This is a genomic window from Hyphomicrobiales bacterium (genome assembly GCA_016125495.1).
In the GTDB taxonomy this organism is placed as follows: Bacteria; Pseudomonadota; Alphaproteobacteria; order Rhizobiales; family RI-29; genus RI-29.
In genome coordinates this window covers 272,669-298,894 of sequence record WGLQ01000002.1, presented here as the reverse complement: position 1 = coordinate 298,894, position 26,226 = coordinate 272,669, and the positions used below count along the sequence as shown (strand labels likewise).

Below are 26,226 nucleotides of genomic sequence, written 5' to 3'. Positions count from 1 at the left end.
CCTCCGCGGCGCACACGAGCGCGTGCACGCCTCGTGCAGGCCGTGAGCCGGGGTGCCAGGCATCGCCGGTCCGCCGGGACAGATAATTTACGTTAACGTCAACGTCAATGATCGATGAACCTCGGTCGACATCGGCCGATGGAACAGGTGCATGGGTGGCCATGAGGGCCTAGCCCGCACGCGGGCGGCCCGCTATAGCCGTTGCAGAGAGCTGGCGGATCCGGCACGCCCGCGCCGACGATCGCGCGTTGCCTGCCAAGAACGAACGTCCGCTGTCGGGAACCGGGACTGACGCGACGCACCGAGGAGACGAGAGGCATGTCGACCAACACCAATCTCATTGCCGATGCAGCCTGGCCGCGCCCCGCCGCCTCGGGCGCGCTGCTGCGCGACGTCCTGCTCGTGCTCGCGGGCTCGGCGCTCATCGCCGTTTGCGCTCATATCAAGGTGCCGATGTACCCCGTGCCGATGACCATGCAGCCGTTCGCCGTGCTGCTGGTCGGGCTCGCCTTCGGCTGGCGGCTCGGCGGCCTCACCGTTCTCGCCTATCTCGCCGAGGGCGCCTTGGGCCTGCCGGTCTTCACCGGAGGCGCCGGGCTCGCCTATATGGCGGGCCCCACCGGCGGCTATCTGGTCGGCTTCCTCGCCGCCGCGGTCACGGCGGGCTGGCTTGCCGGGCAGGGCTGGGGTCGGCCGGCCGTGCGCGTGTTCCTCGCCATGCTGATCGGCACGGCGGTGATCTACGCATTCGGCTTGGCGTGGCTGGCATTCGGCCTCGGGCTCGGCCTCGAGAAGGCGGTCACCGTCGGCATGCTGCCGTTCATTCCGGGCGACCTGGTCAAGGCGGCGCTCGCCGCCGCGCTGCTGCCGCTCGCCTGGCGCCTGATCGGCCGCTGACGGTAGAGCGCGCCGGGGGCGCTCAGAAGCCGCGCGTGAACGTCACCTCGACCCCGTGCGAGGTGTAGTCGTAGATGTCGATGTTGCTGTGCCGCCGCGCCACGCTCAGCCTGAGCTGCGGCGCGGCGCCGAAGATTTCGAGGTCACGCTTGGTGACCTGGATATCGCCTTCCAGCACCCTGTCTTCGCGCACCGTGCCGGTGAGGCTGTTGGCCAGATCGTATTGCCGGTGCCGCGCCCGCGCCTCGGCAAAGAGCGTGATGCCGAAGGGCAGTTCCTTGTAGCCGCCGATGCCGATCATCCGCTCGCCGTATTCGCGGTAGGGGGCCTCCGACCAGGATTCCTCTCCGCCGATCGTCAGGCGCGCGAAGCTGTCGCTCGAAAGCGCCTGGTCCAACACCAGATCGAGTGAGCAGGCATGCCCATCGCGGTCCGTCAGATCGATGCCCTGCCAGTCCCCGTCGTGACGCGTCGCAAAACAGTTCGCCACGGTCGTCGAGGTCAACGTCGGTGCCAGTTTCACGCGGGCCTCGGCGCGCACGCCCGCAGCAAAGCTCAGCGCCTCGTCGGCGGACCAGTGCCGTTCGGCAAAGAGTATCAGAGCAGCATTGCCCCGCTCGAAGTGGATGCGCGGCCCGATCGAGGCGGCCGCCTTTGCGTAGTTGAAATCGTCCTCCCGGTAGCGCCTCGCCAGACCCCGCAGGTCGACCTCGAGGTCGATGTCGGGCGCTAGCGTGTGCCGCAGCCCGATCGCTCCCCCCGCCGCCAGCCCGATGCCGCTCTTGGCCCGCGAGGAATCGTCGATGACGAACGGCAGGCCGGCGACCGTGATGACGTCGCTGCTGGTGCCCTGGTTGATGTTGCTGGACGGCGCGAGCGAAACGAACGCCGAGGCACTCCACCGCCGGCGCTTGTCCATCTCCCGAACGAAACCGTTGATGACCTGCGAGACGACCGGATCGCCGCTCGCCGAGCGCACCAGTTCGAAATGATGCCGCGCGCCCTCGTCCTCCTCGAGAAGGAAAAGCGTGTGCGCGAGATCGAGGCGCACACGCGTCAGGTCCGGGCGCTCGGCGAGAATGCCGCGAAACATCGCGGCGGCGAGTTCGAGTTCTCCCCGCCGTCGCGCAACGAGGCCCCGCAGATGACGTGCCGTGAGCGCGGCGTCGGGATCGAGCGCTCCGGGATCGGCAACGAGCGGATCGAGGAGGCGCGCGGCCTCGTCCATGGCACCGTTGCGGTAGACCTCCGCCGCTTGTTCCAGCACGTGCCGGCCGGTGGTCGCCGCACCATCTCCCGCGACGGCCGCGATCGGCGAAAGGAGGCCGATGAGGAGGAAGGCGATCGCCGCCAGGACCGAGCCCCCGCGAACGGACGTCGGCACGCGCCGCAACGCGTGCCTCACGAGCCGTGCCGATCGCCGCTCCTGCCGCGCCATGTCCGCTCCGTCCCCTCGCCAACCGGATTCAACGCTTGGCGCCGAAGGCACCCCAGAGTTCGACCCTCGTGGCGTCGTCGATGATCGGGTTGACAGCGATCAGTTCGCCCGAAACGGTGCCCGTCAGTTCCTCGCCCTTCGGGCCTTGGAACTCCGCTTCGATGGCGGTGAGACCGCCGATACCGTTCGGCGAGAGGCTGTTGGTCGTGCCGGGGGCGACGACATTGAAACCGCCGAAATAGCCCCGTTGCAGGTTCTGCGGCGTCCCGGGAATGAAATTGAGGTTGGTGGCGACGCCATGGAGATCGAAATTGGCGGGCACCACGGGACCGGCCGCCGATTCGTACTCGAGGCTGTGGATGCGGGTCGTGGCGCGATGGTTGTCGAAGTCGGCAACGACGTTGACGGCACCCGCGATGGCCTGCGGCGCATAAGGCTGGCCCGGCTTCTGGACCTGCCCGATGAATGCGCCATTGTAGGTGGCGGAAGAGCCGACGGCCGCCGCCACGTCCGATGTGAACGAGCGCTGGCCCGCGGTGTAGAAGCCACCGGAATAGTGGTGCCCAGCGTTGTTGATGAGTTCGAAGAGACCATAGCGGGCGAACTGGAGCTGGTTCGCCGCACCGACACCCCCCGGGGTCGACGCGTTTGTCAGGAGCACCCGTTCGGGGCCATTCGCATAGAGCGTCGTGGTGCCGTTGGTCGAGACCTGCTGGAGACCGGTGGTCTCGGGCAACCGCCCCTGAGGGATGGTAATCGCGGTCGGCCGCTCGGGCAGCGCGTTGGGATCGATCGGGCTCGCGGAGACGTATTCCAGCTCGAACTGGCTCGTCGACCCGCCTCCGAGACGCTCGGTCAGCGTCGGCAGGATCACATCGGCCGTCGTCGAATCGTCGAACGCGACGCGCGTGATGCGCATGGTTTCGTTGTCGTAGAACGTGAACGTGTTGGGCGTGGGCGTCGTCCCGCCGCCACCGCCACCACCAGCTCCGCCGCCGCCGCCTGCGCCGGCACCTCCGCCGGCACCGGCACCACCGCCACCCGAACCACCGCCACCGGAGCTACCACCGGACTTGCCCAGGATCGGACCGATGCCGAGGTCCTGCAGCTCGCCGCTCGGACCCGATCCGAAACAGCCACCCAACGTGACGGAAAGAACCACGGCGCCGAGCACCGGCGCGACACTGCGCAACTTCATGGCCACACGATCCTCGCTTGACGGAACAGCCGAACGCGCAACCAGGTCGGGACACTCGTGAGCCTTGTTTAGCGCACCTTCTCTGAAGATCGGGTTAAGCGGTGTTCCAAATTGCGCCGCAACCTTTCCTGCATATGCAATTCGAGCGGCAGCCTGCGCCTTGGACGAATGCGGCCTGTGAACAAGATGCGAGATGGCGTGGGCGCGCGGCTGCTCGCGGCCTCCGCCGAAAGGTGCAGGCACCACACTCGATGTCTGGCGCTCGAACGAAATAAGGAGGCCGGCCGGCGGCCGCCTCCTCGTCTCGGTATCGCGCTTACGTCGTGGCCCTGCGGCCTGCCGTCAGGCCGCGACCTGACCGTTGCTCGTCGGATCGCGGAGCACGTAGCCGCGCCCCCACACGGTCTCGATGTAGTGCTCGCCACCGGTCGCCGCCGCCAGCTTCTTGCGCAGCTTGCAGATGAAGACGTCGATGATCTTGAGTTCCGGCTCGTCGAGGCCGCCGTAGAGATGGTTGAGGAACATTTCCTTGGTGAGCGTCGTGCCCTTGCGCAGCGAGAGCAGCTCGAGCATCTGGTATTCCTTGCCCGTCAGATGCACGCGCTGGCCGCCGACCTCGACGGTCTTGGCATCGAGATTGACCTCGTACTCACCGGTCCGGATCACCGACTGGGCATGGCCCTTCGAGCGCCGCACGATGGCGTGGATGCGGGCAACGAGCTCGTCCTTGTGGAAGGGCTTCGTCATGTAGTCGTCGGCACCGACGCCGAGACCCTTCACTTTGTCCTCGATGCCCGCGAGGCCGGAGAGAATGAGGATCGGCGTGTGCACCTTCGAGACACGCAGTGTCTTGAGGACGTCGTAGCCGCTGACGTCCGGAAGATTGAGATCGAGTAGGATGATGTCGTAGTCGTAGAGCTTGCCGAGATCGACACCCTCTTCGCCCAGATGCGTCTGGTAGACGTTGAACCCTTCGGAATTGAGCATCAGCTCGATGCTACGAGCCGTCGCGCTGTCGTCCTCGATCAGCAACACTCTCATGTCGATCCTCTTTCCTCTGACCCGGCCACAACCGCTGCCCACGGTTGTGCTGCTGTTTCGGCCTGCTGCGATTAACGTCCATTGCTGAAAGCTAACCGCAGCTGGTTACCAAATCCTTTAACGCCGCTGCCCTGCGGACCCGGTTCGCTACGATTTGAACACAAGTCACACCAGCATATCGCCGAGACGAGCAACGACAGGCCGAGACGGCCCGGTGCACCGAGCCAGCTCCGCGATCCGGCGAACCGCAGCCCGCCCACCCCGGCGAGAGCGATTCGGAACCCGGCAAGTCGTTCGAATCGGCGATCCTCGATTCCTAACAGGATTCGTCACCCGGCGTCAGCACGATGTGCGCAACAGTGTTTGTCTTCGTCAACGTTTACAGCTACTTAAATAAGGGCGTGTAAGATGCTCTTCGATCGGTGTGTTGCCCCTCGGGGCAAGCGGCTCGGGGGAGCCGAGACCGGTCGATCAGGCGCGACGTGCTGGCCCGAGAACTGGCACGGAAGTTGATAACGATAACGTGCCGATCTTTCGAACAGGTAAGGGGTATCGAACCATGAAGTTGCGTGAAAGCCAGCTGCGTCAGCGGCAATTCGAGGTGAACGAAAAGCGTCGCCGGGTCACCGATCTCGAGACGATGATCGGCGAACTCACTCGGATGGCCGAGGATCTCGACCAGCAGATCGAAGCCGAGGAGACTCGCACCGGCGTGCGCGACGTCAATCACTACTCCTATCCGCCCTTCGCCAAGGCCGCTCAGAACCGCCGCTCGAACCTCGTCGACACCGTCGCCGATCTCAACGATCGCCTCGCGGACGCCCGAGCCGAGGTCGATGCCGCGCTCGAGGAGCTGCGCAAAGTCGAAGCGATGGGTGATCGGGCGGTCGAAAGCCTGCCGACCCCGCGTCGCGGCCGTGGCCTCGGCCGCTCGCACCCGCGATCGGCACCGCGCCCCGTCTCGCGCGCACTCTGAGCCCGACTTCAACCGCCCGCCTCCGCCACCCGGTCCGTCGGAGCCGTCGATCGATCGGCCCCGCGACCAGGGCACGCGCCCACGCGCGCGCATCAACAGCCGTCTGCGCCACACCGTTTGCATGCCGGACCCGATCGACCGATAATGCCGCCAGCCGGCGCCATGCCGGTCGGATCGTGGTTCGAGGCGCCCGCAAGCGCGGGTCGGTGGCATCACGGATGCGAGCACGCACATCGATGGCCGTGCGCGGCGCGGTTTCGCCCGCCCTGGCGCTGCTCTTGACCTTGCATGTCGCGGGTTGCGCCGGCACGCCGGGCTTTTCCTCGATCGGTGAGGCACTGAGTTCGGCGACGTCGGGGCAGCCGGTGGCACCTGCGGCACCAGCCGTTTCGGACCCGGCCAACCCGGGGGGCGATCCCGAGGCCGTGCTGGCCAGCTCGGTCGACGAGGCCCTCGGAGAAGCGCCCGCGAGCTGGAGTGTGCCCGGCGGCGCAACCGAGATCTATGCGCGCATTGCGGGCGGCCTCAACCGTTGCCACCTCGGCTACGGCCGCGACCTTGCCGGCACGCACATGCTCTTCGGCGAAACGCCGCCGGACAGTGGCCGCGCCACCATCCGTATCCACCAGCGTTCATCCGAGAACCGCCACGGCCTCATCGCCTTCGTGATCGAGCTTTCCACCGTTGGCGGGGAAACACGCGTTCTGAGCGAAAACAAATCGTTCGACCGGGTGCGTTCGCGCCAGATCCGGGCCGGTGCCCACGCCTGGAGCCGGAACCGGACGGAGTGCGAACCGCTGACCTCGAGCGAGTTGACCATTCCGGGCAGCACGACGGCGCAACCGGCGCCGATCCTGGTGCGCAAGCCCTGAACCGCACGCGAAAGGGTGCGCGGCCGGCCACACGTCGGCGCGCCGCGCCCCACACAACGGGGGCGTCGGCGTTCCGCACGCTGATCGGTCAGTGCCAGGAACCGGTCAGTGCTTGTCGCGGTAGCGCTGGATCTGGGTCGCCCGAAGCCCGGCGAGCCCGTGCCGGTCGATGGAGCGCTGCCAGCTCAGCAACTCGTCGACGGTGAGCGTATAGCGCTCGCACGCCTCGTCGAGACTGAGCAGCCCGCCGCGCACCGCGGCGACCACTTCGGCCTTGCGCCTGATGACCCACCGCTTGGTGTCGGGTGGGGGAAGATCTGCGATCGTGAGCGGACTTCCGTCCGGCCCGATGACATAGCGGACACGCGCCCTGTACTGTTTCTCGGTCATTTTACTCGATACATTACCTGACCAGCTTCAGAAGAGCCTAGCAAATAGCAATTAATGTGCCGCTAATCGCGGCCGGCGAGTTTCGCCGCGCGAAAAGCCCCCTCCGACTGCCTCGCCCCGCGTACCGAAGCGCATGGCGGGCGTTGCACATTCGCCCGATTACGCCCAGATAGTCGCCTGGTGCGGGCGCCCCGGCGCTGCAACGCCGCCCACGGTTGCCCCGGTCCCGGCACATGAAACACAGCAATTTCTTGAGACTGCTCACGATGAACACTGCGAACGAATTGCACATCGACAAGCCGCCGGCGGGGACGCGCGTCGTCGTTGCCATGTCGGGTGGCGTCGATTCCTCCGTGACCGCCGCCCTGCTCGCACGCTCGGGCTACGAGGTGATCGGCCTCACGATGCAGCTCTACGACCACGGCGCCGCGACCACGCGCAAGGGCGCCTGCTGCGCCGGCCAGGACATCCACGATGCTCGCCGTGTCGCCGCGACGCTCGGCATCCCACATTATGTGCTCGATTATGAGAAGCGCTTTTCCGATTCGGTAATCGCCGAATTCGCCGACAGCTATGCCGCCGGCGAAACGCCGGTGCCTTGCGTCGTCTGCAACCAGACCGTGAAGTTCCGAGACCTCCTCGGCGCCGCCCGCGACCTCGATGCCGACGTCCTCGCCACCGGCCACTATGTCGCGAGCCGCCCCGGAACGCACGGCTTCGACCTCTACCGCGCCGGCGACCCGGACCGCGACCAGAGCTACTTCCTGTTCGCGACCACGCGCGAGCAGCTCGGATTTCTGCGATTCCCCCTCGGCGAAATGCGCAAGGCCGACGTTCGGCGGCTGGCGGGCGACTTCGGCCTCGCGAACGCCGGCAAGCGCGACAGCCAGGACATCTGCTTCGTGCCGACCGGCCGCTACACCACGATCGTCGACCGCCTGAGGCCGGACGCCGCCCGGCCCGGCCGCATCGTCCACGTCGACGGTCGCGACCTCGGCGCCCATTCCGGTATCACTGGCTTCACCATCGGCCAGCGCCAGGGGCTCGGCATCGCGACCGGCGAGCCGCTCTTCGTGGTCGACATCGATGCTGCCAGTGCCACCGTCGTCGTCGGCCCGCGCGAGGCTCTGCTGACTCGTCGCATCGCGCTGCGCGATCTCAATTGGCTCGGCGACGCGCCCGTCGCCCCGGGCACCTCGCAGGATGTCTGGGCACGGGTGCGCTCGACCTGCCCGCCGCGCCCGGCCCGCCTCGAGGTCGCGGCGGACGGTGCCGTCACCATCCTGCTGGTCGAGGGCGAGCACGGCGTCTCGCCGGGCCAGGCCTGTGTCCTCTATGCCGACGACGGTCCCGGCGCCCGTGTGCTCGGCGGCGGCTGGATCAGGCGCGACCCCGGTGCCGGCGATCGACCGGCGCACGCGACCCCCGCTCGCCCCGCCCCGGATGCTCCATCCCCACCGCCGTTGTCATAGCCGCACGTTGCGCAGCCGGAGCGCATTCGAGATCACCGACACGGAAGAGAGACTCATGGCCGCCGCAGCCAGCATCGGAGAGAGCAGCATCCCGAGGAAGGGATAGAGCACGCCGGCTGCGACCGGCACTCCGAGGACATTGTAGCCAAAGGCGAAAAAGAGGTTCTGGCGGATGTTGCGCATGGTTGCGCGCGCCAGCCGCCGCGCACGCACGATGCCCCTGAGATCGCCCCTTAATAGAGTGATCCCGGCGCTCTCGATCGCCACGTCCGCCCCCGTTCCCATGGCGATTCCAACATCGGCCTCCGCCAGCGCCGGGGCATCGTTGACGCCATCCCCGGCCACCGCCACCTTGGCTCCCGCTTTGCGCAGGGATCGCACGATCTGCGCTTTGTTCTCGGGTAGCTGCTCGGCCCAGGTCTCGTCGATGCGCAGGCGCCGCGACACCGCCGCCGCTGTCAGCATCGCATCACCCGTAACCATCACGATCCGGATGCCGTCGGCCCGCAGCGCCTCGATCGCTTCACCCGCTGTATCCTTGATCGGATCGCTGGTCGCGACGAGACCTGCGAGCCTGCCCTCGATCGCAACGGCCATCACCGTGCGCCCTTCGGCCCGCAATCGCTCGGCAGCCTCGAGGCGCTCGCCGACATCGATGCCGAGAGCCCCCATCAGCCGCAGATTGCCGAGCGCAACGGACCGCCCGGCGACCAGCCCGGTGACACCGAGCCCGTGCCGGCTCTCGAAATCCTGCGGTCCGACCAGTTCGAGCCCGCGCTCGTGCGCCGCTTCGATGATCGCTGCCGCCAGGGGATGGCCGCTCGCCATCTCGAGGCCGCCCGCGAGCGCGAGCAGTTCGTCCTCGGCCACCCCCGGCTCGGCGAGCACGTCCGTCACCTTCGGCCGGCCGAGGGTCAGCGTCCCGGTCTTGTCGACCACCAGCGTGTCGATGTCCGCCATCCGCTCCAGCATCTCGGCATTGCGGATCAGCACGCCTTCCTTGGCGCCGCGCCCCGAAGCGACCATGATCGACATCGGCGTTGCGAGCCCGAGCGCGCAGGGGCAGGCGATGATGAGCACCGAGACCGCCGCAACGAACGCATAGGCAAGCGAGGGTTCCGGACCGAAGACTGCCCATGCCGCGAACGCCAGTACGGCCACCGCGAACACGGCCGGCACGAAATAGCCCGCAACGACATCGGCCAGCTTCTGGATAGGCGCACGGCTGCGTTGTGCCTCGCCGACCATCGCGACGATACGCGCCAGCGTCGTCTCGCTGCCGATGCGCCGTGCCTCCATGATGAAGCTGCCGGCCCCGTTCAGCGTGCCGCCGGTGACCTCGTCGCCCGGGGTCCGCTCGACCGGCACCGCCTCGCCGGTCAACATCGATTCATCGACCGACGAATGCCCTTCGAGCACGACGCCGTCGATGGGCACCGCCTCGCCGGGCCGCACGCGCAGCCGGTCGCCAACCCTCACGTCTCCGAGCGATACCTCGCCCTCGCTGCCGTCCGATGCGATCCGCCGCGCCATTTTCGGTGAGAGATCGAGCAGCGCACGGATGGCGTCACCGGTCCGCTCGCGGGCTTTCAACTCGAGCACCTGGCCGAGCAGCACCAGCACCACGATCACCGCGGCGGATTCGAAGTAGACCCCGATGGTCCCCTCCGCCCCACGCATCGAAGCCGGAAAAACCTCCGGCGCCACCGTCGCGACGAGACTGTAGAGATAGGCCGCCACGACACCGATCCCGATCAGCGACCACATGTTGAGGCGGGCACTCTCGAAGGAGACCCAGCAGCGCTGGAGAAACGGCCTTCCGCACCAAAGGACGATCGGCGTCGCCAGCGCGAGTTCGATCCAGTCGGCCACCTGGGCGCCGAGCCAGGACCGCACCGGCACCCCGACGTGCGGCCCCATGGCAATGGCGACGAGCGGCACCGCCAGCACAGCTCCCACGATGAGCCGGTGCCGGAAATCGAGCAGCTCCGGGCTCGGCCCGCTCGGCGCGGCCGTGGGGTCCATGGGTTCCAGCGCCATCCCGCAGATCGGGCACGGTCCCGGTTCGTCGCGCACGATCTCCGGGTCCATCGGGCAAGTATAGAGCGTGCCCTTTGGCATGGCCTTGGGCGGCGGCGGCCCCTCCGCGTACGCTGAGGGATCCGCCTCGAACCGCTCCTTGCAGCGCGGGTTGCAGAAATAGTGCACGCCGCCGCCAGCCAGACTGATGTGCTTGGCCGTCGCGATGGTGACCGTCATGCCGCAGACCGGATCGATCGCCTTGCCGGGCTCGAGCCCATCCGCTCCGGCACCATGGTTCGCACTGCCCGCATGATCGCCACAGCACCCTGCCCCGCCGGCCTTTCCGCCCGTGTGTGTGTGTGCCGCGACCGTCTGCCCATCGATCGACCGCATGACGAACCCACCTTTCCGTTGGGACCAGTTCGAACACGACTGATACGAGATGTCAGGCAGATAGGGTTTCCAGTTACTGGAAGGTCAAGGTGTGCGCGTCCGTGTGCCGCATCGCGAAGCTTTCCTTCGGTGTTGTGGCAGGGGCGCCGCCGACGCATAATCCCGATCGAAACTGCGGCAAATGCTGCGGTCACGATGCAGACCGGCGCCGTGTGTGCCGAAGGTGAGGGTGGTTTGGCGATGACGAAGGTGAGCTGGAAGGGTGTCTTCCCGGCCCTGATGACCGAGATGACCAGGGACGGGGCGATCGACCTCGAGGCAACGCAGCGTCACGTGCGCTCGTGCCTTGCCGCCGGTTGCGAGGGCTTCATCATGCTCGGCACGCTGGGCGAGAACTGCTCGCTGTCGCGCGCCGAAAAGCTCGAGGTGGTGGCCGCCGCCCGCGATGCGGCGGGCGGCAAGGTACCAGTGCTCTCGGGCGTCGCCGAATACACCACCCGCGATGCCGCCTCGTATGCCCGCGAGGTCGCCGAGGTCGGCGCGGACGGCCTCATGGTGCTGCCCAGCATGGTCTACCAGCAGGACCAGCGCGAGGCGCTCGCCCATTTCGGCACCATCGCGCGCGCCACCGACCTGCCCATCATGATCTACAACAACCCGGTCTCCTATAAGCTCGACGTCACCGACGAGACGTTCGCCGAACTGGCGCAATTCGACACCATCGTCTCGGTCAAGGAATCGAGCCACGACAGCCGCCGCATCACCGACATGATCAACCGCCTCGGCGACCGCTACGTCATCTTCTGCGGCGTCGACGATCTCGTGCTCGAGAACCTCGCTTTCGGCGCCTCGGGCTGGGTGGCGGGTCTCGTCAACGCCTTCCCCAAGGAATCCGTCGCCCTCTACAAGCTCGCCAAGGCCGGCCGGCTCGAGGAAGCGCTCGCCATCTACCGCTGGTTCATGCCGCTCCTGCACCTCGACGTCGACGTCAAGCTCGTCCAGATGATCAAGCTGGCCAACCAGATGACCGGCGAGGGAGCGGAATGGGTGCGTGAGCCGCGCCTCCCGCTCGTCGGCGAGGAGCGGGCCCGCGTCGAGGCGATCGTGCGCCGAGGCATCGAGACCCGCCCGAAGCTTCCCTCGGTCTGAACCGACGAGTAAAGGAACAGGTGGCGGATGGCCGGAGGCGGCTGATCCGCCACCGGCGAACGTCCACCAGCCCCTAGTCGAGAGCGGTGACCACGATCTGGCAATCCCGCCGGGGATCGCCACCGATCCTGACATTGTATTCCCGTCCCTCGGCGGTCGGGAAGACGCAGGATTGCACGCTCGAACGCGATGCTTCGTCGCAGGCCGCCCCCGCCATGTCGTCGCCCGCCCCGGCATGGCGCGGCGCGACCGTCAGGCGGAGTTCACCTGCCGTCGGTGTGCAGTTGACGGAAACCCTGAGCCGACCGGCATCACGCGGCGCGCGCACCCCATACCCGCCTTCGACCGCGCGACTCCCCGGCGCGCCACAGTCGCGGCAGTTGTAACAGATCACCTGGCGCGGATTTCCGCTCCTCACGCTGGCGCGTGACGGCGGATGGCGCGCCAGTGTGCGCTTGAGCCAGTTCCGGTTGCCGAAGACGTCGACCTCGTAGGCGGCAGCGCCCGGGCGGCAGCTCGGCCCACCGGCGGTCGCCACCCCCGCCAACAACCGCTGCCCGCGGTTGTCCGTAACGATCAGCGGACCGCCAGAATCCCCGTGGCAGATCGAGCCGAGCAGCCGGCCGGCCGAGGCCCTGCCATAGCGCCAGCAGATCAGCTTGTTCCAGAAGGCCTGCTGAGAGCAATGCCCGACCTCGATCTGGCCCTGCAGCTTGAGTCCGGTTGCGAGATTGACCTCCCAAGCGCTCGTCGGACCGCCGTCGGCACCGATAGGGTTGTAGGCGCCGAATCCGACTCCGACCCCGCTGTCACCGTCGGTGAGGCGCCGCGCGGTGTTGAGTTCGAGCGGCGCCACGTCGACCACCGGCTCGCGTAGTATGAGAAGCGCGAGGTCCGCCCGGGGCCAGCGGTAGTCCGGAGGGATGACGACCCTCTCGATTTCCTGCCGACCGACATGCTGAAGAAAAAAGCTGTGCCCGACGGGATCGAGCGCACCGACCCGTCGCCCCTCGTGCACGCGGCTCGCCCTCGCGCAGCCTGCCGCCGTGCGGTGGAAGGTTCCGCGCCGGTCCTTGAGCCCGCCGGTCTTGCAGAAGCAGTGCGCCGCGGTCAGCACCGCATTGGGGGCAACCAGCGTCCCCGTGCAGATCGCGATCGGCCCGCGCCGTCCGTCGTCGTAGAGAAGAGCACCGACGGCTGGCTGATGCGGCGGGGCGGTTCCGTCCGACGCGAGTGGCTCGGCCTCGCTGCCATCGAGGCATCGCGCATCCCACCTGAGGGAGACCAACGTCGCACCGGGGAGGAATTTGTTGGGGCCGAAATCACAACCGCGATCGATCTGCGTCTCATAGAGCCTCGCGATCTTCTCCGCGAATGCGGCCGGCGAAAGACCTCGGGCCTCGCGCACGAGCGAATCGAGAAGTGCGATACGCTGGCGATGGTAGGTGTCGAGCTTTTCGATGACGCACGAGACGTAGTCGCCAGTCTCACCCCGGGTTTCCCCGCTCGCCACCGCGAACCCGGCGAGCCGCGGGTTTTCTTCCCCTTCCTCCTCGACACCGGTCCAGCCGATGTCGCCGATCGCCTTTTCGAGTCCGCTGGCCGCCTCCCATGCCGAACGCGTCCGCGCCGCAGCGAAAGCCTCGAGCAAGTCCCCATTGTCGGCCGGATCGCGCATGAAGCGCACGAGAGCCCGATCGAGCGCGATCCGCCCCGACCGCCACTCCTCGGCGAGGTCGTCACGAGCGCGCTTCACGCGCTCGACCGCAAGGCGGCGCACCTCACGCTCGATGCCGTCCTCCTCGGCCCTTGAACCGTGCGACGCGACCGTCACGCCACCGACGAGCGCAAGCATGATGGCCAGCCCGAACCGGAACGCCACGCCCCGCCCCGCGCTGCGGGCGCCCGCCCACAGACCCCATGCGCCAGCCCAGATGCCGGACCAAAGACGCATGACGACGCACCTGAGGAATGTCGATCGATTTCCGCCGATGGGCGCGGAGCGAGAAAGCATCACGGACTCAGGTGCCGCTTCCGGTGCAGCGTACCGTAAAGAGCCCATCGCCGACGCTGGCCGCGCCATCGGAGATCCCCGATTCGCGGATCGAAGCGAGGCTCGCCTCCAGGTTTTGGATCTGGGCCGTGTTCTCCGCAAGCTGCTTGATCATCGCGACTTGCTGTTCCGCCGGAAGCCCGCCGATGTTGGCGAGCAGTTTGCCCGGTGCCGCGAGCGCGGAAGTCAGAACCGCGTCGTAGACGGTGAGCGGCAATTGCGCGACGGCCAGCACCTCGCTCGGTTTCGAAATCGCGACCGACTTAAGCACGCCGCCGTCGAACCCGAGCTTCGTCACTTTCTCGACCATGAACGCCCTGGTGACGCCGACGTGGCCGACGATCGCCTGGTTGACGACGTCGGTGTGCGCGCTCGAACTGTAGCCGCCCGGTCCGGACAGGAGGAAGCGCGTGGAGACCGCCGTGCGGTAGCAGACGGCGTCCACCGGGCAATTCCGATAGCCCTCCTGTCCCCGCATGGCCGCCGCATCGGGAACGCTGAAGCGATATCGTGCCGCCCCCTCCGCCCAGTGCTGGCCATAGGCCGCCACGATCCGCTGGTTCACCGCCTCGACGTCGCGCGGATCGAGTGGATCGATGGTCATCACGAGCTTGATCGCCTCGAGCGGTCCGATCGTGCTCTCGTCTTGACGCACATCGGCCGTGAACGCGGACGGACCCGCGAGCCGCCCGAACAGCTTGGCGATCGAAACGATGATGTCGTCGGTCTTGTCGTCGGTTGCAACCTCGACGAACTGCAACAGACCCTTGTCTGCCGCAACGCACAGCCGGTCGTGCGAGAACCGGCTGGCATCGTACTGGAGCACGTAGGGATACCGGATGTCCGGCTTGTTTTCGGGGCTGGCGACGTCGAGGACGAGATGGTCGATGGCATAGATCGGGCCATCGGCGTCCTTGCCGGCCCGCCCCCACGGCGTGATGGTTACCTCGACCAGGGTTTTCGGAAGATAATAGATGATGCCGTCCTCGCCGACATCGAGCGAGTGGAAGACGGTGCAGGAGGCCATTACACAAACGGCCATGACCATCGCGAGAGCAATGCGCAACTTGCCGAGCATGGGACTCCTCGGAACCTTATCGCCGAGCCTTGCCGCCGCGCCCCCGAGCCGCAGGCCTCACTACGAGACTAGCCGAGCGGATCATTCGATGGCTGTGGAAAAATTCATTCGACTCTGTGAATGAATGGGGCAGTTGCGCTGACAACACAGATTCGTGAGGCGGCACCCGAGAGCCGCTCGCAGCCAATGTGATCGCCTTGCGATGCGACGACAAAAGGGGCGCCGAGCCATCGCCCGGCGCCCCGCTTTCGCTCGTCCGCTCCTGAAACGGAACTACTTCTGCAGCTCGGTCCAGATCGCCGTATAGAGCGCTTGCGCTGCCGGCGAGCAGGTCGGGTTGAAATGACCGGCTGCCTTGAATTCGGCCGGAATGACGACCTCTGGCGCGGTTTTCATCTCCTCGGGCATGTAAGCTTCCGACCCCGAAATGCCGTTCGAATACCGCGCGAAGGCCGAGATCATCGCGGCGTTTTCAGGCAGCATGATGAAGTCGAGGAACAGCTTGGCATTCTCGACGTTCTTGGCGTCGGAGAGGATCCCGGCCGAGTCCATCCACAGCATGTAGCCTTCATTGGGATAGCCGTAGACGACATTGGGGTTGACGAGGCGCGCTCGCATCGTCGAACCGCTCCAGTTCACCGACGCCGAGACGTCGCTGTTGCCGAGCTTTTCCGTCATGCCGTAGTCCATGCTCATCCAGTGCGGCTTGGCGGCCATGAGGAGGTCGCGGACCTTGCGCAGGACGTCCTTGTCCTCGGTGCAAAGCTCCCCGCCGGCGTAGAGGATGGTGAGCGGGATGACATCCATCATCTCCGGCACGACGTTGATCTTGCCCTTGAGCTCGTCCGGCGGGTTGAGGAAGATGTCCGAAGTGTTCGGATCACCGGCATAGACCGACTTGTTCACCGCCACGCCGGTGCTACCCCACTGCCACGGCACGGTGAACTTGCGACCCGGGTCCCACGTGACATCGCGCCACTCGGGGGCGATATTGCCGTGGTTCTTGAACTCGGCCGGATTGAGCTCCATGAGCAGTCCCTTGCCGGCGAAGATCGGCACGTAGCTCGCGGACGGCACGACGATATCGAAGCCGTGACCACCGGCCTCGATCTTGGCCAGCGCCGTGTCGTTCGAGTCGTAGTCGGTGACCGTGACCTTGACCTGGTAGGTCTCCTCGAACTTCTTGATGAGATCGGGGGCGGTGTAGTTACCCCAGTTGAAGATGTGCAGCTCGCCGGCCGCCTGGACCATGGTGGTCCCCGCCAGCAGTGCTGCGATCGTCAGCGCCAGTTTCCTCATTGCTTTTGGTCTCCTTGTTGCTTGGGGCGTTTTTCCTAGGCTCGCTTCCTGGTGAGCAGGAAGAAGGCCGTCAGAAGCAGGACCGTGAGGGCGAGAAGCGCCGTCGAAATGGCGTTCACCTCCGGTGTGATGGCGCGGCGCATCTGGCCGAGCATGTATGTCGGCAACGTGTCCTGGCCGGCCGATTTGACGAATTCGGTTATGATCACATCGTCGAGCGAGATGACGAAGGCGAGCATGGCCCCCGCCATGATGCCGGGCGCCATCAGCGGCAGCGTGATGCGCCGGAAGGTGCTCCAGGGCGTCGCATAGAGATCGGCGGCAGCGGCTTCGAGGCTGAGGTCCATCCCCTCCAATCGGGCGCGGATGGGGAGATAGGCGAATGGCACGCAGAACGCCGAGTGCGCCAGGATCAAATAACCGAGCCCGCTGTAACCGGTTGCCACCTTGATGCTGGCAAAGAAGATGAGCAGCGCCACCGCGGTCACGATCTCCGGCACCATGAGCGGCTGGTTGATCATGACGTAGATGAAGGTCTGGCCGCGGAATTTGCCCGTGCGCGTCGTGCCGAGCGCGGCCATCGTGGCGACCAGCGTGGCGATCGCCGAGGCGGCAACGGCAATGATGAGCGAGCGTATCGTGGCGTCCTGCACCGCGCGGTTTTCCCATGCCGCGTGGTACCATTGCAGGGAGAACCCGCCCCAGACGGCGACCGACTTCTCGGCGTTGAACGAATAGACCACGAGCGTGATGATCGGCAGATAGAGCGCAACGAACGTCGCCAGCGCAATCGCCGCGAAACCGGGCAGCCGCGTGACGGAAAACTGCGCGCGCGCCGCCATTTCAGCTCCTCTCCCCATCGCGCATCGCCGCCCGCACGTAGATCAGCAGCGCCCCCATGACGATGATCAGCAGCAGCATCGAGAGAGCGGCCCCGAGCGGCCAGTTGCGTCCCGCCCCGAATTGCAGCTCGATGAAGTTGCCGATCATCATGTTCTTGCCGCCACCGAGCACGCGCGGCGTGACGTAGGCTCCGAGTGAAGGAATGAAAACCAGGATCGAGCCGGCGATGATGCCGGGTTTGACCATCGGCAGGATGATCCGCCGAAGCACCTGCAGCCGGCCTGCATAGAGGTCGTATCCGGCTTCCACGAGACGCATGTCGAACCGCTCGATCGCGGCATAGAGCGGCAACACCATGAGCGGCAGGTAGACATAGCTCATGCCGATCAGCACGGCCGTGTCCGTATAGATGAGCCGGATCGGTTCTCCGATCACCCCGAGCCACATGAGCACGGAGTTCATGATCCCCTCGTTCCGGATCACCTCCATCAGGGCGAAGGTGCGGATGAGGAGGTTGGTCCAGAACGGGATGGTTATGAGGAAGAGCCAGGCGGCCCGCGTCTGCCTCGGCCGCGTCGCGATGAACCAGGCGGTCGGGAACCCGATCAGGAAGGTGATGAGGGTCGTCGCCAGCGAAAGCTTGATCGAGCGCCAGAATATGGTGAGGTGCGCGTCGGCGAGTTTCAGCGTGTCGTCGAAGATATCACGTTGGAGGAAAATGTTGAGCCATGCCTGACCCGAAAACTCCCAGACGACGTTGCCATAGGCTCCCGGTTTGAGGAACGAATAGAGGGCGACGATGAGGAGGGGGCCGGATGCCCCGATGACCAGGAGGGTCAGCGCCGGCGCGACCAGCATCCAGTTGCCGCGGACCCGGTCACGCTCCGCACCCGCTAGCCTACCAACCGCCACTCCCGTGCCGTCGACCGCTCCCGCCATTTCAATCCCTCAGCACCTGAGCGGCATCGTCGGGAACCAGGACGCCGACCTCCTCGCCTTGCATGATCCCGTCCTCCTCTCCACGCCGGTTCTGGCGCCGGACCGTGAACGCCTTGCCGCCCTCGAGCTGCAAGTGCACATGCGTGTCCGTACCGAAATAGACGACGTTCTCGACCCTCCCCGTGAGCGTCGGCGAGGCCCCGGCCTTGACGATCAGCGCATGCTCCGGCCGCACGACGATCGAGACGCGATCGCCGCGCCCGGGCGCGCCCGTGCTCGCCATTGTCGCCCGAATCTCCCTATGGGCGCCCCCGGCACGCACCCGGGCCCAGCCATCGCCCGTCTCGACGATCTCTCCCTCGAGGAAATTCGTGTCGCCGATGAAGTCGGCGACGAAATGGTCGGCCGGCCGCTCGTAGATGTCGTGCGGCGTGCCGACCTGCAGGATGCGCCCCTGGTTCATGACCGCGATGCGGTCCGACATGGTGAGCGCTTCTTCCTGATCGTGCGTCACGAAAATGAATGTGATCCCGGTCTCGTGTTGCAAGCGCTTCAGTTCGATCTGCATCTCCTTGCGCAACTTGAGATCGAGGGCCGAGAGCGGCTCGTCGAGCAACAGCACCTTCGGCCGCGGCGCCAGCGCCCGGGCGAGCGCGACGCGCTGCTGCTGCCCCCCCGAGAGCTGCGAGCTTCGCCGCGACTTGAGCGCCTCCATGTGCACGAGGCGGAGCATTTCATCGACGGTCGCGACGATTTCGTCGCGCGGTCGCTTCAACATGGCGAGCCCGAACCCGATGTTCTCCGCCACGGTCATGTGCGGAAAAAGGGCGTAGCTCTGGAACACCGTGTTGACCGGCCGCTTGTAGGGAGGCAGCCCGCTGATGTCCTCGCCATCGAGCAGGATCTCGCCCGAGGTCGCGTTTTCGAACCCGGCGATCAGCCGCAGCAGCGTGGTCTTGCCGCAACCGGACGGACCGAGCAGCGTGAAGAACTCGTTCGGCCGAATGGCGATCGAGGCGTCGTCCAGGGCGCGGACCTGATCCGCACCCGTGCCGAAAACCTTCGTTAGCCGACGACCTTCGACCGCGAATCGATCCGTTGGTGCTTCCCTTTGCATGCCCTCCACCGTCTCATAGCGCCCCCACCCGATCCGAAGGCTATTGGCGATCCTGACGGTCGTAAAGCACCAACTGCGACCTCCAGCAAACCGCCAGACAGGAACCCGCGCGCCGGATCGCCAACCGGCACCACCCGGACTCGCCGAACGCTCCGGGCACATATCCGATTGCCGAGCCGGGCCACTGGCGATATCCGATTGACCCGGAGCGCGAGCGGAGCCGAGCGAGCCATGGCGAGCCACACATTCTTCTGTATCGACGGGCATACCTGCGGCAATCCGGTGCGGCTCGTCGCCGGCGGCGGACCGCGGCTCGAGGGCGACAGCATGAGCGCCCGGCGCCAGCATTTCCTTTCCGAATTCGACTGGATCCGCACCGGCCTCATGTTCGAGCCGCGCGGCCACGACATGATGTCCGGCTCGATCCTCTATCCCCCGACCCGCGACGATTGCGATATCGGCGTGCTCTTCATCGAGACATCGGGCTGCCTGCCGATGTGCGGCCATGGCACCATCGGCACTGTCACGATGGCTCTGGAGAACGGCCTCGTCGTGCCAAAGACCCCCGGCGTGCTCAACCTCGACACCCCCGCCGGCCGTGTCGTTGCGCGTTATCGCCAGGATGGCCGCTTCGTGGAGGCGGTCCGCCTCACCAACGTGCCCGCCTACCTCGATCGTCGAGGCCTCGAGGTCGAGGTCGAGGGTCTCGGCGCCGTCACCGTCGACGTCGCCTACGGCGGCAACTTCTATGCGATCGTCGAGCCGCAACCGTCCTTCCGCGATATCGCCGACCATTCGGTGCAAGAGCTGCTGACCTGGAGTCCACGCCTCAGGGCCGCCCTCAATGCCGCGGCGACTTTCGTGCACCCCGAGAATCCGACGATCCGGGGCCTCAGCCACATTCTCTGGACCGGCGCCCCGACCCGTCCCGGCGCCACCGCACGCAATGCCGTCTTTTATGGCGACAAAGCAATCGACCGCTCACCCTGCGGCACCGGCACCTCGGCCCGCATGGTCCACTGGCATGCCCTCGGCCGCCTTGCGCCGGGCGACACGTTCCGCCACGAGAGCATCATCGGCTCGATCTTCGATGGCCGCATCGAGGCCGTGACCGAGGTCGCGGGCCGCCCGGCCATCGTCCCCTCGATCGAGGGCTGGGCGCGGCAAACCGGCCTCAATACGATCACCATCGATGAGCGCGACCCCTATGCCCACGGCTTTCAGGTGCTCTGATGCGTGAAATGACCACCCCGGGCGACACCATCGTCATCGGCGCCGGCGTGGTCGGCACCTCGACCGCGCTCGAACTCGCCCGCCGTGGCCGGCGCGTCGTGCTGATCGACCGCGACGAGCCCGGTATGGGCTGCTCCTACGGCAACCTCGCCGGCATCGCCATCACCCAGATCATGCCGCAGGCGACCCCATCCACATTGCGCAACATCCCCGGCTGGCTGTTGGACCCGCTCGGGCCAGTCACTTTGCGCTGGCGTGATCTGCCCTTCCTCGCCCCCTGGCTCTGGCGCTTCGTGCTGAGCGCCAACCGCCGCCAGGTCGAGGCCACCACGGACGCCAACGCGACCCTGCAGTTGCGCGCCGCCTCCGATACCGAGGCGCTTTTGCAGAGCCTCGGCAAGCGCCACATGCTCGGCGACCGCGACTGCCTCGCCATCTGCACGACCGAGGCCGAGATCGTAGCCGCCCGCCCCGACCTCGCGCTGAAGGCCCGCTACGGCCTGCCTTGCCAGCCACTCACCGGCAACGAGATGCGCGAACTCGAGCCGGAACTCTCCCCGGCGATCCCTGGCGGCTGGGCCTACACCGGCTGGCGCCATGTCTCGAGCCCGATCGCCATGACGCGTGCCATGGTCGAGGCACTGCGCCAGCAAGGCGGCACGGTGCGCCGCGCCCGTGTCACGGGCTTCGGGATGGACGGAGCCCGCGTTTCGAACGTCGCGCTCGACGGCGAGCCCGCGGTTCCCGCCGGCGAGGTTGTCATCGCGGCCGGCGCCTGGTCGGCAACCCTCGCCGCCATGCTCGGCGACCGCATTCCGCTCGTCGCCGAGCGGGGTTACCACACACTGTTCGAGCGCTCGGGCGTCAACTTGCGCCACGGCCTCCTCGTACCGGCCCATGGTTTCGGCATCACCCAGTGCGAGGACGGCCTGCGGGTCGGCGGCAGCGACGAACTGTCACATCCCGACGGCGCACCGAACTTCAGGCGCGCCAAGCCGCTCGTCGAGAAGGCGCGACGGTTGCTGCCGAATCTGGATGCCAGCGACGGCCGGGAGTGGTCGGGCTGCCGTCCTGCGACACCGGACACCCGCCCCGTGATCGGGCGTGCCTCGCGCGTTCCGAACGTCCACTACGCGTTTGGCCACGGCCACCTCGGACTGACGATGGCGGCCACCACCGCCCGCTTGCTGTCCGAAAGCATGACCGGCGCGCCGATGAATTTCGACCTCGCGCCATTCCGGCCGGATCGCTTCTGATCGCCGTGTCCCGCCCGAAGTCGGCGACCGTCGGGGCCGATCACCCGATTGCGCACATCCGTGCGCCCACTTGAACGGCGGCCGCGATTGACGTGCAGGGCCTGCTGCGTTCTATGGACGGGCGACCAAATCGCCAGCCGGAGCATCGCAATGACACCCTCCATGTCGCTGATCTGGAAGGCCGCCCTTGCGCTGGTCGTCGTCTATGTCCTGGTCGTCGTCGCGATGTATGTCGCCCAGCGCCGCTTCGTTTACGCACCGGATCCGACCCGCGTCGCCCCCGCATCGATCGGCATCACGAACGTCCGCGAGATCACCCTGCCGACCCCGGACGGCGAGACCCTGGTCGCCTGGCGCGCCGACGCCCGCGGCACCAACCCGACGATCCTCTATTTCCACGGCAACGCCGGCAATCTGGCCTCGCGCCGGGAGCGCATCGAAGCCTATTCACGCGAAGGGCTCGGCGCCCTCATGCTCGCCTACCGGTCGTACGCGGGAAGCACCGGAACGCCGGACGAAGAGACCATCGCCGCCGACGCCCGCCTCGCTTATCAGCACCTGATCGACGAGGGCGTGCCCGCGGGCCGCATCGTGGCCTACGGCGAGTCCCTCGGCACCGGCGTTGCAACGCGGCTCGCCAGCGAGCAGCCCGTCGGCGCGCTCATCCTGGACGCGCCGTTCACGGCCCTGGTCGACGTGGCCGCCCGTGAGCAGCCGGCGCTCCCGGTTCGCTACCTCTTGACCGAGCGCTTCGAAACGGTGAAACGCTTGCCGAACGTGCACGTCCCGGTGCTGATCCTGCACGGCGCGCGCGATCCCCTCGTGCCAATCGACATGGGCCGCGAGGTTTTCAAATTGGCGAACGAGCCCAAGGAGATCGTCGAGTTCCCCGCCGGCGCGCACAGTGACCTCTACGATCACGGTGCCATGAACGCGATCCGCTCGTTCCTCTCGCGGCACGTTCCGGGGGCGCGGACGGTGAGCAGCGACTGACGGGGCCTGCGGCCGCCGAACCGCACGGAGCGCAAGCCCCTCACGCCCTCAATCGTCCGCCTCGTCCTCCTCGCCTGTCCGACGCTCGCCGCCCACCGCGCCTTCGCCACGCGTCTCGAGATACCGTCGGAACGAGACTTCCGCACTGAGATAAGGCTCCTGACGCTCGACGCTCCAATAGCGCAGGTCGTCGACGGGGATCCTCTGGCCGGTTACCGCACAGACGACGTAGTCGCCTGCAACGACGACCTGATACTCCGCATCGAGGTAGCGCAGCTTGGCCTCGCCCTTCCTTCCCAGGAACTTCTCGAACCGATTCATGAGCCTGCCGACCGTCTCTCTACCTTGTTCGCAGGCAACATAGGTCGGGGGCGTGCCAAAGACCAGTCCGTTGCCGGCGCCAAGGACCGGCAGCCGCTCACCCGCCAAATCGCACCGCCGCCCGGGGCCCGACGTTCGCCTCGCAAGCCCGCGCCAGCCTCGGCCCGTTGCTCAAAAAAGTTGGCCCTGATCGTCCGGCTCGGGCTTGCGTTCGCGCCGGCTTCGCTTGGTTGCCGCGGTCGGTCCCCGCTCGGCGACTTCGCGGCCCTGCCCCGTCCCTTCACCACTCCCGCCTGTCGGGCCCTCGGCCACCGCACCGATCCGCCCGTCGGCGAGTTCGATCTCCAGCCGGTCGCCTTCGCCGATGCCCGCGACACGCGCGACGGGCACCCCCGAGGCATTCCGCACGACCGCGTAGCCACGCGCCAGAACCCCCTGGTAACTCAGCGATTCCAGCAGCTTCCCGTTCGCTTCGAGTTGCCGCCGCGACTGCGCCAGGAACCCGGCGAACGCCCGTTTTCCTCGAGCATCGAGCGCGATCAGGCGCTCGTCGAGATGGGCGACGCGCACGTTCAGCGCCTTGGGATCGAGCCGCGCGGTGACCCGATCGAGCCGCCCGCGATGGGTTTGGAGGGTCCGTGCGAGACCTCCGAGACGCGTGCGCTCCAGGGCCGCGACACGCTGACGTGCCGCCGACAGACGTTGTGCGAGCAGCACGGGCTGCAACCGGCCCGCCACCCTCGCCAACCGGTTGGCATGACGGCCGGCCCCCGCGATGAGGCCGCGTTCGAGGCGTGTCGCGGCGGTATCGAGCCGCTGGCGGGCGAGCGCGACGAGGTCCACCGGTCGCGGCAGCCCGCGCGCCGCGGCAACGAGGCGTGTCCGCAACCCTGCGAGATGGCGGACCTGCGCGCCGCGTCGGCGCTGCTCGAGTTCGCCGATTCGCTCGATGAGTTCGAGCCGCTTGGGCACCGCCCATTCAGCCGCTTTCGTCGGCGTCGGGGCTCGCGCGTCGGCAACGAGGTCGATCAACGTCCAGTCCGTCTCGTGGCCGACCGCCGAGATCACCGGGATGCGGCTTTCCGCGACCGCCCGCACCACGATTTCCTCGTTGAATCCCCAGAGATCCTCGATGCTGCCCCCGCCCCGAGCCACGATCAGCACGTCGGGGCGCGCAATCGCCCCACCCGGCACGATCGCGTTGAACCCGCGCACCGCCCGCGCCACTTCCGCCGCCGATGTCTCGCCCTGGACGCGCACCGGCCAGACCAGCACATGGATCGGGAACCGCTCCATGAACCCGTGCAGCATGTCACGGATCACCGCGCCGCTCGGCGAGGTGACGATGCCGACGACGCGCGGCAGGAACGGCAGTGGCTTCTTGCGCTCCTCGGCAAAGAGACCCTCTGCGCCGAGCACGCGCTTGCGCTCCTCGAGCAGCGCCATCAGCGCCCCGACGCCTGCCGGCTCGATCGCCTCGACGATCATCTGATAGCGGCTCTGGCCGGGAAAGATGGTGAGTCGCCCGGTGGCGATCACCTCGAGCCCCTGCTCGGGCTGGATCTTGAGGCCGCTTGCGACCCCCTTCCAAACGACGGCCGCAAGCACCGCGCTGTCGTCCTTGAGATCGAAGTAGAGGTGACCCGAGCCCGGCCGCGACACCCGTCCGACCTCGCCCCGCACCCTGACCCGATCGAAGCTGCCCTCGATCACCCGGCGCAGCTCGCGCGCCAGCTCGGAGACCGTGACCTCCATCACGTTGCCGGCCGCCCGACCGGCCTCTGACGGCGATGTGCTCACGAATCGGCTCCCGGTTGCCTCCGACCCCACTGATGCTACAAGGCTTGCGCATTCAAGAAAGGCGCCCGCGAGGCGTTTCAACAGCGTCGGCTCGGCCCGACCGTGGAACACGGCCCCATCATGAGCACCGCCAAGACCAACGTCCTGATCATCGGCGGCGGCGGACGCGAGCACGCACTGGCCTGGGCGATCGCGAAAAGCCCGCGCCTCGGCAAGCTGTATTGCGCCCCCGGCAATGCCGGCACTGCGAGTCTCGCGCGCAATGTCGATCTCGATGCCCGCGACCACGCCGCGGTCGTCGCGTTCGTCGAAGCCAATGCCATCGACCTCACCGTCGTCGGTCCCGAGGCGCCGCTCGTCGACGGCCTCGCCGATGCGCTGAGCGCGGCCGGCGCCCGTGTCTTCGGTCCCTCGCGTGCCGCCGCCAGTCTCGAAGCCTCCAAGGGCTTCACCAAGGACCTTTGCGCCCGCGCCGGCATCCCGACCGCCGCCTACCGCCGTTTCCACGACGCCACAGCCGCGCTCGCCTACGTCCGCGAGCGCGGCGCCCCGATCGTCGTCAAGGCCGATGGCCTCGCCGCCGGCAAGGGCGTCACCGTCGCCGCGACCCTCGAGCAAGCCGAAGCCGCGATCGCCGCCTGCTTTTCCGGCGCCTTCGGCGCGGCCGGCGCCGAGGTCGTCGTCGAGGAAATGCTGGTCGGCGAGGAGGTCAGTTTTTTCGTCCTCGCGGACGGCGAAACGGCGTTAGCGCTGGCGAGCGCCCAGGATCACAAGCGCGCCTTCGACGGCGACGAGGGACCCAATACCGGGGGCATGGGCGCCTACTCCCCGGCCCCGGTGATGACCGAGGCGCTCGCCGAGCGCACCATGACCGAGATCATCCACCCGACCCTCGAGGCACTCGCCGCAGACGGCACCCCGTTTCGCGGGGTGCTTTTTGCCGGCCTCATGATCACGGCGGACGGCCCCAAGCTCATCGAATACAATGTCCGCTTCGGCGACCCGGAATGCCAGGTGCTGATGGCCCGACTCGCGAGCGATGCCCTCGAGCTTCTCGACGCGGTCGCCTCGGGCCGTCTCGCCGGTCTCGAGCCGCAATGGCGGCCGGAACCGGCCGTCTGCATCGTCATGGCCGCGCGCGGATACCCCGGCTCACATGAGAAGGGAACGGAAATCAGGGGGCTCGTGGAGGCTGCCCGCATCGAGGGCGTGGAGATTCTCCATGCCGGCACCCGGCGCGACGGCGTTCGGACGATCGCGAACGGCGGCCGTGTGCTCGGTGTGACTGCCCTCGGTGCGACCGTCGCCGAGGCGCGTGAGCGGGCCTACCGCGCGGTTGACCTGATCGACTGGCCGGAGGGCTTCTGTCGCCGCGACATCGCCTGGCGTGCCATCTCCAGGTCGGCGGGTCGCCAAGGCTGAGGACCTTGAGGAGAGACAGGCAGG

At 67.2% G+C, this 26,226-nt stretch carries 21 protein-coding genes and 1 pseudogene; 9 read left to right on the top strand and 13 right to left on the bottom strand.

Going from position 1 to position 26,226, the window contains the following annotated elements; all coding sequences use genetic code 11:
- The first annotated feature begins 318 nt into the window (after positions 1 to 318).
- Complete coding sequence (locus GC150_01860) at positions 319 to 897, top strand: biotin transporter BioY (protein ID MBI1383645.1); 579 nt, start codon at positions 319 to 321, stop codon at positions 895 to 897.
- Positions 898 to 919: 22 nt separating this feature from the next.
- Here GC150_01860 and GC150_01855 read toward each other — a convergent pair whose 3' ends face one another.
- The 3 genes from GC150_01855 to GC150_01845 form a co-directional block, all read right to left on the bottom strand.
- Positions 920 to 2,335, bottom strand: a complete 1,416-nt coding sequence (locus GC150_01855) for a DUF560 domain-containing protein (GenBank protein MBI1383644.1) — start codon at positions 2,333 to 2,335, stop codon at positions 920 to 922.
- Positions 2,336 to 2,363: 28 nt separating this feature from the next.
- Complete coding sequence (locus GC150_01850) at positions 2,364 to 3,533, bottom strand: hypothetical protein (protein MBI1383643.1); 1,170 nt, start codon at positions 3,531 to 3,533, stop codon at positions 2,364 to 2,366.
- Positions 3,534 to 3,875: 342 nt separating this feature from the next.
- Positions 3,876 to 4,574 (bottom strand): response regulator, encoded by a 699-nt coding sequence (locus tag GC150_01845; GenBank protein MBI1383642.1) that lies wholly within the window; start codon positions 4,572 to 4,574, stop codon positions 3,876 to 3,878.
- A gap of 559 nt (positions 4,575 to 5,133) precedes the next feature.
- On the opposite strand from GC150_01845, the pseudogene GC150_01840 reads away from it, so the two are divergent.
- Together GC150_01840 and GC150_01835 are read left to right on the top strand one after the other, a co-directional pair.
- Positions 5,134 to 5,457, top strand: a pseudogene (locus GC150_01840) (flagellar export protein FliJ).
- A gap of 311 nt (positions 5,458 to 5,768) precedes the next feature.
- Entirely contained in the window at positions 5,769 to 6,422 is a 654-nt protein-coding gene (locus GC150_01835; GenBank protein ID MBI1383641.1) for a hypothetical protein, read from the top strand.
- Between the two features lie 105 nt (positions 6,423 to 6,527).
- On the opposite strand, the gene GC150_01830 is transcribed toward GC150_01835, so the two are convergent.
- On the bottom strand, positions 6,528 to 6,812 hold the full coding sequence (locus tag GC150_01830) for a DUF1153 domain-containing protein (GenBank protein ID MBI1383640.1): 285 nt from the start codon (positions 6,810 to 6,812) through the stop codon (positions 6,528 to 6,530).
- Positions 6,813 to 7,078: 266 nt separating this feature from the next.
- Between GC150_01830 and mnmA the strand changes: the two genes are divergently transcribed.
- Complete coding sequence (mnmA, locus tag GC150_01825) at positions 7,079 to 8,284, top strand: tRNA 2-thiouridine(34) synthase MnmA (protein ID MBI1383639.1); 1,206 nt, start codon at positions 7,079 to 7,081, stop codon at positions 8,282 to 8,284.
- Here mnmA and GC150_01820 read toward each other — a convergent pair.
- Positions 8,279 to 10,699 carry a heavy metal translocating P-type ATPase gene (locus GC150_01820; GenBank protein MBI1383638.1) on the bottom strand — a complete coding sequence of 807 codons (2,421 nt, stop codon included), beginning with the start codon at positions 10,697 to 10,699 and terminating at the stop codon, positions 8,279 to 8,281. The genes mnmA and GC150_01820 overlap by 6 nt on opposite strands.
- 240 nt (positions 10,700 to 10,939) lie before the next feature.
- Here GC150_01820 and GC150_01815 point away from each other — a divergent pair, with 240 nt between their 5' ends.
- Positions 10,940 to 11,848, top strand: a complete 909-nt coding sequence (locus GC150_01815; GenBank protein ID MBI1383637.1) for a dihydrodipicolinate synthase family protein — start codon at positions 10,940 to 10,942, stop codon at positions 11,846 to 11,848.
- A 73-nt stretch (positions 11,849 to 11,921) separates the two neighbouring features.
- Here the strand turns inward: GC150_01815 and GC150_01810 are convergent, their stop codons facing one another.
- From GC150_01810 to potA, 6 genes are all read right to left on the bottom strand, one after another.
- On the bottom strand, positions 11,922 to 13,931 hold the full coding sequence (locus GC150_01810) for a trypsin-like serine protease (GenBank protein MBI1383636.1): 2,010 nt from the start codon (positions 13,929 to 13,931) through the stop codon (positions 11,922 to 11,924).
- Positions 13,870 to 14,979, bottom strand: a complete 1,110-nt coding sequence (locus GC150_01805) for a hypothetical protein (protein ID MBI1383635.1) — start codon at positions 14,977 to 14,979, stop codon at positions 13,870 to 13,872. Before GC150_01805 ends, GC150_01810 begins: the two co-directional genes overlap by 62 nt.
- A gap of 273 nt (positions 14,980 to 15,252) precedes the next feature.
- Entirely contained in the window at positions 15,253 to 16,278 is a 1,026-nt protein-coding gene (locus tag GC150_01800; GenBank protein ID MBI1383634.1) for an extracellular solute-binding protein, read from the bottom strand.
- 35 nt (positions 16,279 to 16,313) lie between these two features.
- The gene (locus GC150_01795) at positions 16,314 to 17,120 is read right to left on the bottom strand and encodes an ABC transporter permease subunit (GenBank protein ID MBI1383633.1); all 807 of its coding nucleotides are present in this window, start codon (positions 17,118 to 17,120) and stop codon (positions 16,314 to 16,316) included.
- Between the two features lies 1 nt (position 17,121).
- The gene (locus GC150_01790; GenBank protein ID MBI1383632.1) at positions 17,122 to 18,060 is read right to left on the bottom strand and encodes an ABC transporter permease subunit; all 939 of its coding nucleotides are present in this window, start codon (positions 18,058 to 18,060) and stop codon (positions 17,122 to 17,124) included.
- A 1-nt stretch (position 18,061) separates the two neighbouring features.
- Positions 18,062 to 19,177, bottom strand: coding sequence for a polyamine ABC transporter ATP-binding protein (potA, locus tag GC150_01785; protein ID MBI1383631.1), 1,116 nt, complete (start codon positions 19,175 to 19,177; stop codon positions 18,062 to 18,064).
- Between the two features lie 231 nt (positions 19,178 to 19,408).
- Between potA and GC150_01780 the strand changes: the two genes are divergently transcribed.
- The 3 genes from GC150_01780 to GC150_01770 all read left to right on the top strand — a co-directional run bounded on the left by GC150_01780 (position 19,409) and on the right by GC150_01770 (position 22,659).
- The gene (locus GC150_01780; protein MBI1383630.1) at positions 19,409 to 20,410 is read left to right on the top strand and encodes a 4-hydroxyproline epimerase; all 1,002 of its coding nucleotides are present in this window, start codon (positions 19,409 to 19,411) and stop codon (positions 20,408 to 20,410) included.
- The gene (locus GC150_01775) at positions 20,410 to 21,666 is read left to right on the top strand and encodes an FAD-dependent oxidoreductase (protein ID MBI1383629.1); all 1,257 of its coding nucleotides are present in this window, start codon (positions 20,410 to 20,412) and stop codon (positions 21,664 to 21,666) included. The genes GC150_01780 and GC150_01775 overlap by 1 nt, the downstream gene beginning before the upstream one ends.
- 150 nt (positions 21,667 to 21,816) lie before the next feature.
- On the top strand, positions 21,817 to 22,659 hold the full coding sequence (locus GC150_01770) for an alpha/beta hydrolase (GenBank protein ID MBI1383628.1): 843 nt from the start codon (positions 21,817 to 21,819) through the stop codon (positions 22,657 to 22,659).
- Between the two features lie 48 nt (positions 22,660 to 22,707).
- On the opposite strand, the gene GC150_01765 is transcribed toward GC150_01770, so the two are convergent.
- Both GC150_01765 and GC150_01760 read right to left on the bottom strand, forming a co-directional pair.
- On the bottom strand, positions 22,708 to 22,980 hold the full coding sequence (locus GC150_01765) for a DUF2093 domain-containing protein (GenBank protein ID MBI1383627.1): 273 nt from the start codon (positions 22,978 to 22,980) through the stop codon (positions 22,708 to 22,710).
- Positions 22,981 to 23,151: 171 nt separating this feature from the next.
- A complete protein-coding gene (locus GC150_01760) occupies positions 23,152 to 24,780 on the bottom strand; it encodes an exodeoxyribonuclease VII large subunit (protein ID MBI1383626.1) in 1,629 nt (542 codons plus the stop codon).
- A 120-nt stretch (positions 24,781 to 24,900) separates the two neighbouring features.
- On the opposite strand from GC150_01760, the gene purD reads away from it, so the two are divergent.
- Positions 24,901 to 26,202: a phosphoribosylamine--glycine ligase gene (gene purD / locus GC150_01755; protein ID MBI1383625.1), complete on the top strand. Its 1,302-nt coding sequence runs from the start codon at positions 24,901 to 24,903 to the stop codon at positions 26,200 to 26,202.
- The last annotated feature ends 24 nt before the right edge of the window (positions 26,203 to 26,226 follow it).

What these genes read in the sequence shown, in the direction of transcription:
- GC150_01860 (MBI1383645.1), top strand. Translation starts at nt 319, where the DNA reads ATGTCGACCAACACCAATCTCATTGCCGATGCAGCCTGGCCGCGCCCC.
- GC150_01855 (MBI1383644.1), bottom strand. Translation starts at nt 2,335, where the DNA reads ATGGCGCGGCAGGAGCGGCGATCGGCACGGCTCGTGAGGCACGCGTTG.
- GC150_01850 (MBI1383643.1), bottom strand. Translation starts at nt 3,533, where the DNA reads ATGAAGTTGCGCAGTGTCGCGCCGGTGCTCGGCGCCGTGGTTCTTTCC.
- GC150_01845 (MBI1383642.1), bottom strand. Translation starts at nt 4,574, where the DNA reads ATGAGAGTGTTGCTGATCGAGGACGACAGCGCGACGGCTCGTAGCATC.
- GC150_01835 (MBI1383641.1), top strand. Translation starts at nt 5,769, where the DNA reads ATGCGAGCACGCACATCGATGGCCGTGCGCGGCGCGGTTTCGCCCGCC.
- GC150_01830 (MBI1383640.1), bottom strand. Translation starts at nt 6,812, where the DNA reads ATGACCGAGAAACAGTACAGGGCGCGTGTCCGCTATGTCATCGGGCCG.
- mnmA (MBI1383639.1), top strand. Translation starts at nt 7,079, where the DNA reads ATGAACACTGCGAACGAATTGCACATCGACAAGCCGCCGGCGGGGACG.
- GC150_01820 (MBI1383638.1), bottom strand. Translation starts at nt 10,699, where the DNA reads ATGCGGTCGATCGATGGGCAGACGGTCGCGGCACACACACACACGGGC.
- GC150_01815 (MBI1383637.1), top strand. Translation starts at nt 10,940, where the DNA reads ATGACGAAGGTGAGCTGGAAGGGTGTCTTCCCGGCCCTGATGACCGAG.
- GC150_01810 (MBI1383636.1), bottom strand. Translation starts at nt 13,931, where the DNA reads ATGGCGCGGCCAGCGTCGGCGATGGGCTCTTTACGGTACGCTGCACCG.
- GC150_01805 (MBI1383635.1), bottom strand. Translation starts at nt 14,979, where the DNA reads ATGCTCGGCAAGTTGCGCATTGCTCTCGCGATGGTCATGGCCGTTTGT.
- GC150_01800 (MBI1383634.1), bottom strand. Translation starts at nt 16,278, where the DNA reads ATGAGGAAACTGGCGCTGACGATCGCAGCACTGCTGGCGGGGACCACC.
- GC150_01795 (MBI1383633.1), bottom strand. Translation starts at nt 17,120, where the DNA reads ATGGCGGCGCGCGCGCAGTTTTCCGTCACGCGGCTGCCCGGTTTCGCG.
- GC150_01790 (MBI1383632.1), bottom strand. Translation starts at nt 18,060, where the DNA reads ATGGCGGGAGCGGTCGACGGCACGGGAGTGGCGGTTGGTAGGCTAGCG.
- potA (MBI1383631.1), bottom strand. Translation starts at nt 19,177, where the DNA reads ATGCAAAGGGAAGCACCAACGGATCGATTCGCGGTCGAAGGTCGTCGG.
- GC150_01780 (MBI1383630.1), top strand. Translation starts at nt 19,409, where the DNA reads ATGGCGAGCCACACATTCTTCTGTATCGACGGGCATACCTGCGGCAAT.
- GC150_01775 (MBI1383629.1), top strand. Translation starts at nt 20,410, where the DNA reads ATGCGTGAAATGACCACCCCGGGCGACACCATCGTCATCGGCGCCGGC.
- GC150_01770 (MBI1383628.1), top strand. Translation starts at nt 21,817, where the DNA reads ATGACACCCTCCATGTCGCTGATCTGGAAGGCCGCCCTTGCGCTGGTC.
- GC150_01765 (MBI1383627.1), bottom strand. Translation starts at nt 22,980, where the DNA reads ATGAATCGGTTCGAGAAGTTCCTGGGAAGGAAGGGCGAGGCCAAGCTG.
- purD (MBI1383625.1), top strand. Translation starts at nt 24,901, where the DNA reads ATGAGCACCGCCAAGACCAACGTCCTGATCATCGGCGGCGGCGGACGC.